The organism is Geodermatophilus aquaeductus, assembly GCF_900182545.1.
Taxonomy (GTDB): Bacteria; Actinomycetota; Actinomycetes; order Mycobacteriales; family Geodermatophilaceae; genus Geodermatophilus; species Geodermatophilus aquaeductus.
Genome location: NZ_FXTJ01000007.1, coordinates 147,328 through 160,535, shown reverse-complemented (window position 1 = coordinate 160,535; position 13,208 = coordinate 147,328). Strand labels below are relative to the sequence as shown.

13 protein-coding genes are annotated in these 13,208 nt (G+C 75.3%); 8 read left to right on the top strand and 5 right to left on the bottom strand.

Features of this window, described 5'->3' with window-relative positions:
• Nucleotides 1-26: 26 nt before the first annotated feature.
• Complete coding sequence (locus tag FN207_RS17580; protein WP_142459753.1) at nt 27-956, top strand: oxygenase MpaB family protein; 930 nt, start codon at nt 27-29, stop codon at nt 954-956.
• Between the two features lies 1 nt (nt 957).
• Here the strand turns inward: FN207_RS17580 and valS are convergent, their stop codons facing one another.
• On the bottom strand, nt 958-3,543 hold the full coding sequence (gene valS, locus FN207_RS17575) for a valine--tRNA ligase (protein ID WP_142459752.1): 2,586 nt from the start codon (nt 3,541-3,543) through the stop codon (nt 958-960).
• Between the two features lie 42 nt (nt 3,544-3,585).
• Between valS and folC the strand changes: the two genes are divergently transcribed.
• On the top strand, nt 3,586-4,926 hold the full coding sequence (gene folC, locus FN207_RS17570; protein ID WP_142459751.1) for a bifunctional tetrahydrofolate synthase/dihydrofolate synthase: 1,341 nt from the start codon (nt 3,586-3,588) through the stop codon (nt 4,924-4,926).
• Entirely contained in the window at nt 4,923-5,297 is a 375-nt protein-coding gene (locus FN207_RS17565) for a DUF4233 domain-containing protein (RefSeq protein WP_142459750.1), read from the top strand. Before folC ends, FN207_RS17565 begins: the two co-directional genes overlap by 4 nt.
• 12 nt (nt 5,298-5,309) lie before the next feature.
• Here the strand turns inward: FN207_RS17565 and FN207_RS17560 are convergent, their stop codons facing one another.
• Entirely contained in the window at nt 5,310-5,846 is a 537-nt protein-coding gene (locus tag FN207_RS17560) for a Clp protease N-terminal domain-containing protein (protein ID WP_142459749.1), read from the bottom strand.
• Between the two features lies 1 nt (nt 5,847).
• Nucleotides 5,848-6,069, bottom strand: coding sequence for a helix-turn-helix domain-containing protein (locus FN207_RS17555; protein ID WP_093582915.1), 222 nt, complete (start codon nt 6,067-6,069; stop codon nt 5,848-5,850).
• Nucleotides 6,070-6,142: 73 nt separating this feature from the next.
• Between FN207_RS17555 and ndk the strand changes: the two genes are divergently transcribed.
• The 4 genes from ndk to FN207_RS17535 are packed head-to-tail and all read left to right on the top strand — an operon-like array spanning nt 6,143 to nt 9,155.
• Complete coding sequence (ndk, locus tag FN207_RS17550) at nt 6,143-6,556, top strand: nucleoside-diphosphate kinase (protein ID WP_142459748.1); 414 nt, start codon at nt 6,143-6,145, stop codon at nt 6,554-6,556.
• Nucleotides 6,557-6,599: 43 nt separating this feature from the next.
• Entirely contained in the window at nt 6,600-7,544 is a 945-nt protein-coding gene (locus FN207_RS17545) for an ABC transporter ATP-binding protein (RefSeq protein ID WP_142459747.1), read from the top strand.
• Between the two features lies 1 nt (nt 7,545).
• Nucleotides 7,546-8,325, top strand: a complete 780-nt coding sequence (locus FN207_RS17540; protein ID WP_246066141.1) for an ABC transporter permease — start codon at nt 7,546-7,548, stop codon at nt 8,323-8,325.
• Nucleotides 8,322-9,155, top strand: a complete 834-nt coding sequence (locus tag FN207_RS17535) for an ABC transporter permease (RefSeq protein WP_142459746.1) — start codon at nt 8,322-8,324, stop codon at nt 9,153-9,155. The genes FN207_RS17540 and FN207_RS17535 overlap by 4 nt, the downstream gene beginning before the upstream one ends.
• A 6-nt stretch (nt 9,156-9,161) precedes the next feature.
• Here FN207_RS17535 and FN207_RS17530 read toward each other — a convergent pair whose 3' ends face one another.
• A complete protein-coding gene (locus FN207_RS17530) occupies nt 9,162-9,881 on the bottom strand; it encodes a TetR/AcrR family transcriptional regulator C-terminal domain-containing protein (RefSeq protein ID WP_221888260.1) in 720 nt (239 codons plus the stop codon).
• A 100-nt stretch (nt 9,882-9,981) separates the two neighbouring features.
• On the opposite strand from FN207_RS17530, the gene FN207_RS17525 reads away from it, so the two are divergent.
• Nucleotides 9,982-10,707 carry a DUF4386 domain-containing protein gene (locus FN207_RS17525; protein WP_142459745.1) on the top strand — a complete coding sequence of 242 codons (726 nt, stop codon included), beginning with the start codon at nt 9,982-9,984 and terminating at the stop codon, nt 10,705-10,707.
• Between the two features lie 36 nt (nt 10,708-10,743).
• Here FN207_RS17525 and FN207_RS17520 read toward each other — a convergent pair whose 3' ends face one another.
• Complete coding sequence (locus FN207_RS17520) at nt 10,744-13,014, bottom strand: putative bifunctional diguanylate cyclase/phosphodiesterase (RefSeq protein ID WP_185938401.1); 2,271 nt, start codon at nt 13,012-13,014, stop codon at nt 10,744-10,746.
• Nucleotides 13,015-13,208: the final 194 nt, after the last annotated feature.

The following is a 13,208-nucleotide window of genomic DNA, read 5'->3' as shown; positions in this document are numbered from 1 at the left end:
AGCGGGGGGCTGGCACAGTCGGGGGCGTGCGCGTGCTGACGTCCCTGCCCGAGGCCGCGCGCGAGGCGTTCCGGGCCCGCGTCTCCGGCGACCCCAGCGGCGCGCCCGACTGGGTCCGCGACATCGCCCTCGTCGGCACCGGCCCCGGCTGGTTCGAACCCGACGGCGTGGTGTGGCGGGTGCACGGCGACCTGTCCACGCTGGTCGGCGGCGTCGCGGCGCTGCTCGGGCAGGCGGCGCACCCGCTCGCGCTCGCCGGCGTGCAGCGGCACTCGGCCTACCGCGAGGACCCGTGGAAGCGGCTGGCCGGCACGGCGCGCTGGCTGGTCGTCAGCACCTTCGGCTCCGAGGAGCTCGCCGAGCGCGAGTCCGCTCGGGTCCGCGGGATGCACGAGACCGTGCGCGGGCGGGTCCGCGGCCGCCCCTACTCGGCGTCGGACCCTGTCCTGCTCCGCTGGGTGCACCTCGCCTTCACCGACGCCTTCCTCGCCGCCCAGCAGGCCGTCGGCCGCGACCTCACCGCCCGGTTCGGCCGCGGCTGGCCCGACGTCTACGTCCGCGAGTGGGCGCGCAGCGCGGAGCGGCTCGGCACCACCGACCTGCCCGCGAGTGCCGCCGAGCTGGCCGAGGCGCTCGCCGCCTACCGCCCCCAGCTCGCGCCCGTCCCCGACTCGATGCGCGCCTTCGTCACCGCCCCGCCGGGGCTGGGCACGGCCGAGCGGGTCTTCTACCGCGGCCTGGCCGGCGCCGCGGCGCACCTGGTCTCACCCGCGCTCGCGGGGTGTGCCGGCGTCCCCGGGCGCGGGCGCGGCGGCACCACGCAGGTCGCCGTCGCCCGCGCCCAGCTGCGCGGGCTGCGCCTCGCGCTGGGCGACCACAGCCCGTCGGAGGAGGCGGCCCGCTGGCGGCTGGGACTGGGCCCGGCGCCGGCCTGGACGCGGGAGACGGCGGCCTAGGTCAGGCCTCCGCGGGCGGCGCCAGCACCACGTCCACGGTCAGCGGCCCGGACCCGGCGACGACGCTCAGCGACGCGATCCGGCCGGCGTCGACCAGGTCGGCGCGGCCGGCCTCCAGCAGCGGCACCTGCGCCTCGGGCGCGGTCACCGTCGCGGACTCGACGTCGGCCCGCATCGAGACCTTGGCGTCGGACTTGGCCTTGCGGATCCCGGCCAGCGCCGCGGCCACCGCGGGCACGACCTCCGGGTCGCCGCCGTCGGGCAGCTCGGCGGCGGCCGGCCACGGCGACCGGTGCACCGAGCCGGCCTGCCACCAGGACCAGACCTCCTCGGTGACGAACGGCAGCACCGGCGCGAACAGCCGCAGCTGCACCGACAGCGCCAGCGCCAGCGTGGCCTGCGCCGACTCCGCCGCCGCGCCGGTGCCGTAGGCGCGGGACTTGACGAGCTCCACGTAGTCGTCGCAGAAGGACCAGAAGAACGCCTCGGACACCTCGAGCGCGCGGGTGTAGTTGTAGGCCTCCATCGCCGCCGTCGCCTCGTCGACGACGTCGGCCAGCCGGCGCAGCAGCCCGAGGTCGATCGGCTCGGTGACCTGCTCGCCGCTGAGCCCGGCGGTGACCCCGAGGCCCAGCACGAACTTGCCGACGTTGAGGATCTTCATGGCCAGCCGCCGGCCGACCTTCATCTGCGCCTCGTCGAACGGCGAGTCCGCGCCCGGCCGGGCACCGGCGGCCCGCCACCGGACGGCGTCGGTGCCGTAGCGCTCGAGCACGTCGATCGGCGTGACGACGTTGCCCTTGGACTTCGACATCTTCTTGCGGTCGGGGTCGACGACGAACCCGGAGATCGCCGCGTGCGTCCACGGCACCGCGCCGAACTCGTAGTGCGAGCGGACGACGGTCGAGAACAGCCAGGTCCGGATGATGTCGTGCGCCTGCGGCCGCAGGTCCATCGGGAAGACGTGCGCGAACAGCTCCGGGTCGGTGTCCCAGCCCGAGGCCACCTGCGGCGACAGCGACGACGTCGCCCAGGTGTCCATCACGTCGGGGTCGGCGATGAACCCGCCGGGGACGCCGCGCTGCGACTCCTCGAAGCCCGGCGGCACGTCCGAGGACGGGTCGACCGGCAGCGACTCCTCAGGCGCCAGCAGGGGAGCGCTGTAGTCGGGCTCGCCGGAGGAGTCGAGCCGGTACCAGACCGGGAACGGCACGCCGAAGAACCGCTGCCGGCTGACCAGCCAGTCGCCGTTGAGGCCCTCGACCCAGTTCTCGTAGCGGTGCCGCATGTGCTCGGGCACCCACTGGATCTCCCGGCCGCGGGCGACCAGGGCGTCGCGCAGCTCGGGGGAGCGGCCGCCGTTGCGGATGTACCACTGCCGGGTGGTGACGATCTCCAGCGGCCGGTCGCCCTTCTCGAAGAACTTGACCGGGTGGGTGATCGTCCGCGGCTCGCCGTGCAGGTCGCCGGACTCGCGCAGCATCTCCACGATCCGCTGCTGGGCGCTGAACACCGTCTTGCCGGCCAGCTCGGCGTAGGGCCCGCCCGGGACGCCGTCGGGCGCCTCGGGCACCAGCCGGCCGTCCCAGCCGACCACCGCGCGGGTGGGCAGCTGCAGCTCGCGCCACCAGGTGACGTCGTTGAGGTCGCCGAAGGTGCAGATCATCGCGATGCCCGAGCCCTTGTCCGGCTCGGCGAGGCGGTGGGCCACCACCGGCACCTCGACGTCGAACAGCGGCGTCCGCACGGTCCGGCCGACCAGCGCCTGGTACCGCTCGTCGTCGGGGTGGGCGACCAGCGCGACGCAGGCCGGCAGCAGCTCCGGGCGGGTGGTCTCGATGAAGACCGGGCCGTCGGAGGAGGAGAAGGAGATCCGGTGGTAGGCGCCGGGGCGCTCGCGGTCCTCGAGCTCGGCCTGGGCGACGGCGGTGCGGAAGGTGACGTCCCAGAGGGTGGGCGCCTCCTGCGCGTAGGCCTCACCGCGGGCGAGGTTGTGCAGGAACATCCGCTGCGCGGTGGCCCGGGAGGTGGCCGAGATCGTGCGGTAGACGTTCGACCAGTCCACCGACAGGCCCACCCGGCGCCACAGCTGCTCGAAGGCGCGCTCGTCCTCCTCGGTGAGCCGCTCGCAGAGCTCGACGAAGTTGCGCCGGCTGATCGGCACCTGGTCCTTGCCCGGCTTGGCCGGGGGCTCGAAGGACGGGTCGTAGGGGAGTGCCGGGTCGCAGCGCACGCCGTAGTAGTTCTGCACCCGCCGCTCGGTGGGCAGGCCGTTGTCGTCCCAGCCCATCGGGTAGAAGACGTGCCGGCCGCGCATCCGCTGGTAGCGGGCGACGATGTCGGTGTGCGTGTAGCTGAACACGTGCCCCACGTGCAGCGACCCGCTGGCCGTGGGCGGCGGGGTGTCGATCGAGTACACCTGCTCGCGCGGGGCGGCCAGCGCGGCGGCGCGGTCGAAGGCGTAGGTGTCCTGCTCGGCCCAGCGGGCGACCCAGGTGTCCTCGAGACCGTCGAGCGTCGGCTTCTCGGGTACGCCCGACCCCGCTCCCGGGGTGGTGCTGACCGGGGTGGCGGAGTCGGTGACCATGGCCTCCATCCTAGGAACCCGGCGACTGGCATCCTGGGGAGGATGAGCAGCGACCTGACGCGCGTGGAGGAGGAGCTGCTGGCGCGCTGGCCGGAGACCCGGCTGGAGCCCTCGCTGGCGCGCATCGCCGCCCTCGTCGACCTCCTCGGCGCCCCGCACCGGGCCTACCCGGTGGTGCAGGTGGCCGGCACCAACGGCAAGACGACGACGGCGCGGATGGTCGACGAGCTGCTGCGCGGCTTCGGCCTGCGCGTGGGCCGCTTCACCAGCCCGCACCTGCAGTCGGTGCGCGAGCGGATCGTCCTCGACGGCGAGCCGGTGAGCGCCGAGCGGTTCGTGGAGACCTACGACGACATCGCGCCGTACGTGAAGATGGTCGACGCCGCCGGCGAGCACCCGATGAGCTTCTTCGAGGTCATGGTGGGCATGGCCTACGCGACCTTCGCCGACGCGCCGGTCGACGTCGCGGTCATCGAGGTCGGCATGGGCGGCACGTGGGACGCCACCAACGTCGTCGACGCGCGGGTCGCGGTCGTGACGCCGGTGGCCCTGGACCACGCCGAGTACCTGGGCCCCGACGTCACCACGATCGCCGGCGAGAAGGCCGGGATCATCAAGCCCGACGCGATCGCCGTCCTCGCCCACCAGCAGCCGGGGGCGATCGACGCGCTGGTCCGCCGCGCGGTCGAGGTCGAGGCCGTCGTCGCCCGCGAGGGCACGGAGTTCGGCGTGCTCGACCGCCGCGTCGCCGTCGGCGGGCAGCAGCTGCGGCTGCAGGGCCTGGGCGGGGAGTACGAGGAGGTCTTCCTCCCGCTGTTCGGCGCGCACCAGGCGCAGAACGCGGCCACCGCGCTGGCCGCCGTCGAGGCGTTCCTCGGCGCCGGCGCGGCCACCGGGCCGGTCGACCAGGAGACCGTGCGCGCGGCGTTCGCCGCCGTCCGCTCGCCGGGCCGGCTCGAGCGGGTGCGCACCAGCCCCACGGTCCTGGTCGACGCCGCGCACAACCCCGCCGGCATGGCCGCGACGGTGGAGGCGATCCGCGAGTCCTTCGACTTCACCCGGCTGGTCGGCGTCGTCGGCGCGGTGCACGGCAAGGACGTCGAGGGGATGCTGCGCGAGCTGGAGACCGTCTGCGCCGAGCTGGTGGTCACGCAGAACAGCTCGACACGGGCGATGCCGGCCGACGAGCTCGGCGCACTGGCCGTCGACGTGTTCGGCGCCGACCGGGTGAGCGTGTCGCCGCGGCTGCCCGAGGCGCTCACCGAGGCGATCGAGCTGGCCGAGGCCGGTCCCGACGACGCCCTCGGCGGCTCCGGCGTGCTGGTCACCGGCAGCGTGATCACCGCCGGCGAGGCCAGGACCCTGCTCGGCGGACGCTCGTGACCGCGCCCGACCCGGTCCGCGCCGGGAAGGCGCTGCGCGGCGCCGCCGCCGCGGTGCTGCTGCTCGAGGGGATCGCGGTGCTGTTCGTCCCGCGGGCCATCGCGCAGACGGACGCCGGGCTCACCGGCCCCCGGCTGACGATCCTGCTGGTGCTGGCCGCCGTCCTCATCCTGGCCTCGGGCATCCAGCGCCGGCCGCGGGGCCTGGAGATCGCCACCGTCCTGCAGGTGCCCCTGCTGCTCACCGGGCTCATCGACTCGGCGATGTGGTTCGTCGGCGGCGTCTTCGTGCTCATCTGGCTCTACCTGCTGCAGGTCCGCAAGGACCTGCTCGGCTCGCCGTTCCGCGAGCCGGCCGCGCCCGCCGACTGACGCCGGGACGGCTCAGGCGGCCGACGCGCCGTCGAGGTCCTGCCGGAGCCGGACGACGTCGGTGCCCAGGTGACGCAGCACCCGCCCGACGACCGGGTCGGCGACGGCGAGGACGCCGACGACCAGGTGCCCGGTGTCGATGACCCGGTCCCGCTGCCGGCGCGGGCGGGCCAGGACGGACCGCAGCGCGCCCTCGAGCGCCTGCTTGGCGCCGTCGCCGAACGGGATGTGGCCGCTGCGGCCGAGCGGTCGCCGGTCGAGCGCGCCGGCGCCGAAGGCGGACTCCGCCGCGGCACGCACCTGCTCGAGGTCGATGCCGACGGCGGCCAGGGCGTCGGCGTCCAGCGGCCCGCCCGAGCGGGCCAGTGCGTCGCGGACGGCTGCGTGGTCGAGCCCGACCGACCGCAGCGCCGCGCCGCCGCGGCCGGGGTCGCGGGTGAGCGCGAGCAGCAGGTGCACCGGTTCGATGCGCTCGGCGCGCAGGTCGCGGGCCTCCTCCTGCGCGACGGCGACCGCGCTGCGGGCCTCGTGGGCGAAGCGTTCGAACACCTCAGACGTCCTTCCTGCTCCGGGCGTGCTTCTTGTGGACGGCCTGCCGGCTGACGCCGAGGGCCCCGGCGATCTGCTGCCACGACCAGCCGCGCGCCCGCGCGTTGCCGACCTGCAGCACCTCGAGGCGCTCGGCCAGCTCGCGCAGCGCCCGCACGGCGCGCAGGCCGGTGTCCGGGTCGTCGGCCGCGGCGGCGGTGGTGACGTCGGTGGGAGTGGCCATGCGTCAACCATCGTTGACACGGTGGCGACTGTCAACCCTCGTTGACAGATGCCGTCCCGTAGGGTGCCGCCTCGTGACTGATCGCACCCTCGTCCTCGTCAAGCCCGACGGCGTCGCCCGCGGCCTGGTCGGGGAGGTCGTCTCCCGCCTCGAGGCCAAGGGCCTGCGCCTGGTCGCCGCCGAGCTGCGCACGCTGCCCCGCGAGGTCGCCGAGGAGCACTACGGGGAGCACCGCGAGAAGCCCTTCTTCGGCTCGCTGGTCGAGTTCATCACCGGCGGCCCGCTGCTCGCCCTCGTCGTCGAGGGGCCGCGCGCGGTCGAGGCGTTCCGCGCGCTGGCCGGCGCCACCGACCCGGTGAAGGCCGCGCCCGGCACCATCCGCGGCGACTTCGCCCTCGAGGTGCAGTCCAACATCGTCCACGGCTCGGACTCCGCCGAGTCCGCCGCCCGCGAGATCGGGCTCTTCTTCCCCGACCTCGCCGCGTAATCGGCTGGACCCCGCCCCAGGGGCCGGCGTCAGCATGGGGGGCATGGTGGAGTCGCTGGTCCGGGCGCGGGGCCTGGTGAAGCGGTTCGGCTCGTACACCGCGGTCGACGGGATCGACGTCGACATCGAGCCCGGGGAGTCCTTCGGCTTCCTCGGGCCCAACGGCGCCGGCAAGAGCACGACGATGCGGATGGTCGGCGCCGTCTCGCCGCCGACGGCGGGGGAGCTGCGGATCCTCGGCATGGACCCCGCCGTCGACGGGCCGGCCATCCGCGCCCGTCTCGGCGTCGTCCCGCAGACCGACAACCTCGACCTCGAGCTCACGGTCGAGGAGAACCTGCTGGTCTATGGCCGGTACTTCGGCCTGCCCCGCGCGACCGTGCGGGAGCGGACGGCGGAGCTGCTGGACTTCGTGCAGCTCACCGACCGCGCGAAGGACCGGGTGGAGCCGCTGTCGGGCGGGATGAAGCGGCGGGTCACCATCGCCCGGGCGCTGGTCAACGAGCCCGACGTCGTCCTGCTCGACGAGCCGACCACCGGGCTGGACCCGCAGGCCCGGCACGTGCTGTGGGAGCGGCTCTACCGGCTCAAGCAGCGCGGCGTGACCCTCGTCCTCACCACGCACTACATGGACGAGGCCGAGCAGCTGTGCGACCGGCTGGTCGTCATGGACCGCGGCCGGATCGCCGCCGAGGGCAGCCCGGCCGGGCTCATCGCCGCCTGGTCCACCCGCGAGGTGCTCGAGCTGCGCTTCCCGGTGACCGAGGGCGGCCCGTCGCACGCGGCCGCGCTGGCCCCGCTGGCCGCCCGCGGCGCCGTCGAGCGGGTGGAGGAGCTGCCCGACCGGCTGCTGCTCTACACCGCCGACGGCGACGCCGCGCTGTCGGAGGTCCTCGCGCTCGGGCTGCGGCCGCTGTCGTCGCTGGTCCGGCGCAGCTCGCTGGAGGACGTGTTCCTGCGGCTCACCGGCCGCACGCTGGTGGACTGACGTGGCCCTGCCCGGCCCGGCCGCGACGTCGTTCTTCGTCCAGCGGCTCACCGCCCACCGGCACTTCTGGCGCAGCAGCGCGCTCGGCAGCGTCCTGGAGCCGGTGCTCTTCCTCGCCGCGATGGGCCTGACCCTGGGCACCCTGGTCGACCGCGGGCCCGGCGTCCCCGGCGGTGTCGGCTACCTGGCCTTCCTGGCGCCCGGCCTGCTGGTGGCCGCCGCCATGCAGACGGCGACCGGTGAGTCGTCCTACCCGGTCCTCGGCGCGCTGAAGTGGGACCGGCTCTACGAGGCGGTGCTCGCCACCCCGGCCCGCCCGGCCGACGTCCTGGCCGGCCACCTGCTCTACGTCGCCTTCCGGGTGACGACGTCGGCGGCGGCGTTCCTCGTGGTGCTGGTGCTCTTCGGCGCGGCGGCGAGCCCGCTGGTGGTGCTTGCCCTGCCGGTCGCGCTGCTCACCGGGCTGGCCTTCGCCGCCCCGGTCACCGCGATGGCCGCCCGGCTGGAGGAGGACGCCGCGTTCGCCGCGCTGCAGCGCTTCCTCATCGTGCCGATGTTCCTGTTCAGCGGGACGTTCTTCCCGGTCGCGCAGCTGCCGGTGGCGCTCGAGTGGTTCGCCTACGCCACGCCGCTGTGGCACGGCGTCGCGCTGGCCCGCGACCTGGCGCTGGAGACGGCGGAGGCGGGCTCCGCGCTGCTGCACGTCGGCTACCTGCTGCTGTGGACCGCCGCCGGCACGTGGCTGGCCGCCCGGGCGCTGCAGCGGCGGCTGGTCCGGTGACCGGCGTCCCGACGGCGACCCGCCCGGCCTCGCTGCTGCTGCGGGTGGTGCCGCTGTACCCGGTGTCGCCGCGGCGGGCCGGGCAGCTGGTGTACCGCAACCTGCTGGTGGCCCGGCGCAGCTGGCTGGTCTTCGTCTCCGGGTTCGCCGAGCCGTTCTTCTACCTGTTCTCCATCGGCGTCGGGATCGGCGCGCTGGTCGGCGACGTCGTGACCGACACCGGCACCGCGCTGACCTACCAGGAGTTCGTGGCTCCGGCGCTGCTGGCCTCGGCCGCGATGAACGGGGCCGTCTACGACGCCGTCTTCAACCTGTTCTTCAAGCTGCGCTACGCCAAGCTCTACGACGCCGTCCTGGCCACGCCGGTCTCGGCCGCCGACGCCGCGGTGGGGGAGACGGTGTGGGCGCTGATGCGCGGCGCCGTCTACTCCACGGCGTTCCTGCTCGTCATGCTCGCGATGGGCCTGGTCGGGTCGTGGTGGGCGCTGCTGGCACTGCCCGCGGCGGTGCTCATCGGGTTCGCCTTCGCCGCCGTCGGGCTGGCCGCGAGCACCTTCCTGCGCGGCTGGCAGGACTTCGAGTTCGTGCAGGTCGCGATCCTGCCGCTGTTCCTGTTCTCCACGACCTTCTACCCGCTTTCGACCTATCCGCGGCCGCTGCAGCTGCTCGTCGAGTGCACGCCGCTCTACCACGGCATCGAGCTGGTCCGCGGGCTGGTGACCGGCGACGTGCGGTGGGCGCTGCTCGGGTCGGCGGCCTACCTCGCGGTCATGGGGCTGGCCGGCCTCGCCCTCGGCGCCCGCCGGCTGCAGCGGCTCCTGCTGGCCTAGGCGGCGCTACACGGCGGGGGGCGCGCTCGCGGCCCGGGAGCTCCAGCCCCGTCGGTGCAGTCGTCCGGCACCGTCGAGCAGGAGGTCGAGGGCGAACGCGAACTCGAAGTCCTCGTCGCAGCCCCGCCCGACCCCGGACAGGTCGCCCTGCGTGGCGGCCAGGGCGATCTCCAGGACGTGCGGGTACCGCTCCGCGAACTCGGCCGCCATCGCCTGCTGCGCCTCCGGGGGGAGGGGTGGCGCGCCGGGGTCCCGCGGCTCGTCGAACAGCTCGGGGCTGAACCCCCAGATGCGGTTGCCGAGGGCGTGCATCACGTGGTGGGTGAGGTCCACGGAGAAGCCGCCGGCCCGGAACGTGCCGGTCACGGAGTCCATGTAGGCCAGCACCGCGGGGGTGCGCCGCGTGCGCGACTCGATGGCCTGCCGCGCCCAGGGGTGGCGCAGCACCGCCCGGCGCGCCGAGAGCACGCGCTGCCGGACCCCGTCCTGCCAGTCCAGCGCCGGATCGGGTGGGTCGAACTCCCCGATGACGGCGTCGACCATGCCGTCGAGCAGTGCGTCCTTGTCCGCGACGTGCTTGTAGAGCGCCATCGGGACGACGCCCAGCTGCTGCGCCAGCCGCCGCATGCTCACGCCGGCGAGGCCGACCTCGTCGGCGAGCTCGACGGCGGCGCGCAGCACCCGGTCGCGGTTGAGCGGCGCGCGCCGGGCCCCCTCCTCGGTCACGGTCGGCCTCCCTGCTCGCCTCGTTGACAGGTGGACACCGTACACCTATGGTCCCGATCGAGGTGTACGCCGTACACCTGCTGTCCGAGGAGGACCCGAGATGACGCAGACCCTGCCCGCTCCCGCACCGACGGGGCCGCACGCCGGCCCGATGCGGCGGACCGCCGTCGTCGCCGGCGTGCTCTACCTGGTCACGTTCGTGACGTCGGTCCCCACGCTCGCGCTGTACGGGCCCCTGAAGGGGGACGCGGGATTCGTCCTCGGTGCCGGCGACACCACCGGCGTGGTGTGGGGTGCTCTCCTCGAGGTCGCCCTGGCGGTGGCCTGCGTGGGCACCGCCGTCGTGCTGTTCCCGGTGGTGAGGCGGCAGAGCGAGACGGCCGCTCTCGGGTTCCTGGCGTCCCGGGTGGTGGAGGCGGGCCTCATCCTCGTCGGCGTCGTCAGCGTGCTCTCGGTCCTCGCCCTGCGGGACGACGTCGCGGGGACGGGAGGGGCGGACGCGGACGCGCTGGTCGCCACCGGCTCCGCCCTCGTCGCGGTCCACGACGGGACCTTCCTGCTCGGGCAGAGCCTCATGCCCGTCCTCAGCGCGCTGTGCCTGGGCTCCGCGGTGTACCGCGCCGGCCTCGTGCCGCGGGTCATCCCGGTCGTCGGCCTCGCCGGCGCGCCCCTGCTGCTCGCCTCGGACATCGCGGTCGCCTGCGGCGTCCACGAGCAGGGGACCGCGCTGGCCGGTCTCGCCGCCCTCCCGATCGCCGCCTGGGAGCTCGCGTTCGGGATCTGGCTGGTGGTCAGGGGCTTCCGGCCCTCGCCCGTCCTCGGGTGACCGGGGGCCGGCGCGGAGGCTCCTGCGCTGCCGGGCTCACGCCGCGCCGAGGAGCGGGCGGCCGGCGCGGACCAGCCGCTCGACGGTCGCGGCCGGTACGGGGGAGCCGAACAGGTGGCCCTGCGCGGCGTCGCAGCCCAGCGACCGCAGGGCGGCCAGCTGGGCGGGCTGCTCGACACCCTCGGCCACGACCTGCAGGCCCAGGCTGTTGCCGAGCGCGATGACGGCGTCGGCCACCGAGCCCGCCGCGGCGCCGGCCGCCAGCAGCGCCACCGACGACGGGTCGATCTTGAGCCGGTCCAGCGGCAGGTCCTGCAGCCGCGACAGCGACGACGCCCCGGTGCCGAAGTCGTCGATGGCCACGTGCACGCCCAGCGCCCGCACCTCGCGGATGCCGGCGGCGGCGTCGGGGCCGGCGGCCACGGCCTCGGGCACCTCGATCTCCAGCCGCCCGGGGTCGACGCCGGCGTCGCGGGCGGCCGCGGCGATGCTCACCGCGAGGTCGCCGGTGGCCAGCCGGCGCGGCGAGACGTTGACCGCCACGCGCAGCGGCGGCAGACCGGCGTCGTCCCAGGCGCGCAGCTGGGTGCAGGCCTGGACGATGACCCAGTCGTCGATCTCGTCGATGACGCCGGTGGCCTCGGCGACCGGGATGAAGCCGGCGGGCTCGACCAGCCCGCGGGTGGCCGACTGCCACCGCGCCAGCGCCTCGACGCCGGTGACCGCGCCGCTGCGCAGGTCGACCTGCGGCTGGTAGAGCACCCGCAGCTCGCCGGAGCCGACGGCGGCGCGCAGGTCGCGCACCAGTTCGTCCTGGGCGGCGACCTCCTCGCGCATCCCGCGCTCGAACACCCGCACCCGGTCCTTGCCGCCGGCCTTGGCCACGTACATGGCGAGGTCGGCGTCGCGCAGCAGGTCGTCCATGCCGCGGCCGTCGGCGGCGTCGGTGAACGTGACGCCGACGCTGCCGCCCACGGTGAACCGCTCGCCGCCCCACGTGACCGGCCGGCGCAGCGCGCCGAGCAGCCGCTCGGCCACCAGGACGACGTCGCGGCGGCCCTCGACGTCCTCCATGAGCACCACGAACTCGTCCCCGCCGAGGCGGGCGACGGTGTCGGCCGGCCGCACGGAGGACTCCAGCCGCCGGGCGACGGCGACGAGGACAGCGTCCCCGGCCTCGTGCCCGGCGGTGTCGTTGACCGTCTTGAAGTCGTCGAGGTCGAGCAGCAGCACCGCGTGCCGGCGGGCCCGCCGGTCGGCGAGGGCGTGCTCGAGCCGGTCCTGCATGAGCGCCCGGTTGGCCAGCCCGGTGAGCGGGTCGTGCAGCGCCATGCGGGCCAGCTCGCCGGCCTGCTGCTCGAGCTGGCGGGCGGTGGCGCGGGCCTCGGCCTCGTCGCGCTTGCGGCCGCTGATGTCCCGGGTGATGGCCGCGACGCCGGTGGGGGCGCCGTCCCCGCCGCGGATGAGCGACAGGGTGACCAGCGCGTCGAACACGGTGCCGTCCCGCCGGCGCTGGCGGCGCTCCATCGTGCCGGCGCCCAGCGTGGTGAGGTCGGCGGGCAGCTCCTGCCCGGCCGAGAGCAGGGACGCGTGCCGGCCCACGACCTCGTCGGCGGCCCAGCCGTAGAGCCGCTCGGCGCCGGGGTTCCACGAGGTGATCCGCCCGTCCGGCGTCGCGGTGACCACGGCGTCGTCGGTGGACTGCACGACGGCGGCCAGCCGGGCGAGCTCGTCGCGCTGGGCGGAGAGCTCGGCGGTGCGCGCGGCGACCAGCGCCTCGACGTGCTCGCGTCGGTCGTCGAAGTGCCGCCAGGCGACCAGGCAGGCCCAGCTCTCGACCAGCACGAAGGCGGCGTGCAGCAGCGCCATCGGCAGCGCGTCGGGCCCGTGCGCGAAGACGTGGTGCGGCAGCAGGCTGCCGAGCACCAGGTGGTGGACGGCGACGAAGGCCACGGCCAGCAGGAAGGGGGCCCGCGCCGCGTAGAGGGCGGCCAGGGGCAGCAGCGCGAAGAACAGGAAGTGCGCCTCGGTGGCGCCGTCGGACAGTTGGACGCCCACCGCGGCCGTCGTCATCAGCCCGAGCGCGGCGGCCGCGGCGCGGGTGTTGCGGCGCAGCGACGGTGCCCACGCGGCGAGGGTGAGGAGGGCGACGGGCGCGGTGTGCAGCGCAGCGGAGGCGAGGCCGTGGCCGGTGACCAGCGCGTACACCGGCACCGCGGCCAGCAGGACCAGCAGCGCCCGGATGACGACGCCGTGGTGGGCGGCCCACTGCTCGGGCGCCATGGCCCGGCCGGGAGGGAGCACCACGGAGGACCAGCCCCGGGGTCGGCTGCGGAGGACGCCCTCGGCGTCCGTCGGTGCACCGGCTTCCCGGGTCGGCCGGACCATGCTCCTCCTCGGAGACCGCCCCCGTTGGTCACGGTCAGTGTAGCGACGCTCACGCACCGCCGCCGGTCGAGCGAACGGGACCCCGACGCCGCAACCGGGGGCGTCTACCCTGG

Bases quoted from the DNA above. Each gene is read 5' to 3' on its own strand.
- FN207_RS17555 (WP_093582915.1), bottom strand. From the start codon at position 6,069: ATGGCCACTCCCACCGACGTCACCACCGCCGCCGCGGCCGACGACCCG.
- valS (WP_142459752.1), bottom strand. From the start codon at position 3,543: ATGGTCACCGACTCCGCCACCCCGGTCAGCACCACCCCGGGAGCGGGG.
- FN207_RS17525 (WP_142459745.1), top strand. From the start codon at position 9,982: ATGACGCAGACCCTGCCCGCTCCCGCACCGACGGGGCCGCACGCCGGC.
- folC (WP_142459751.1), top strand. From the start codon at position 3,586: ATGAGCAGCGACCTGACGCGCGTGGAGGAGGAGCTGCTGGCGCGCTGG.
- FN207_RS17545 (WP_142459747.1), top strand. From the start codon at position 6,600: ATGGTGGAGTCGCTGGTCCGGGCGCGGGGCCTGGTGAAGCGGTTCGGC.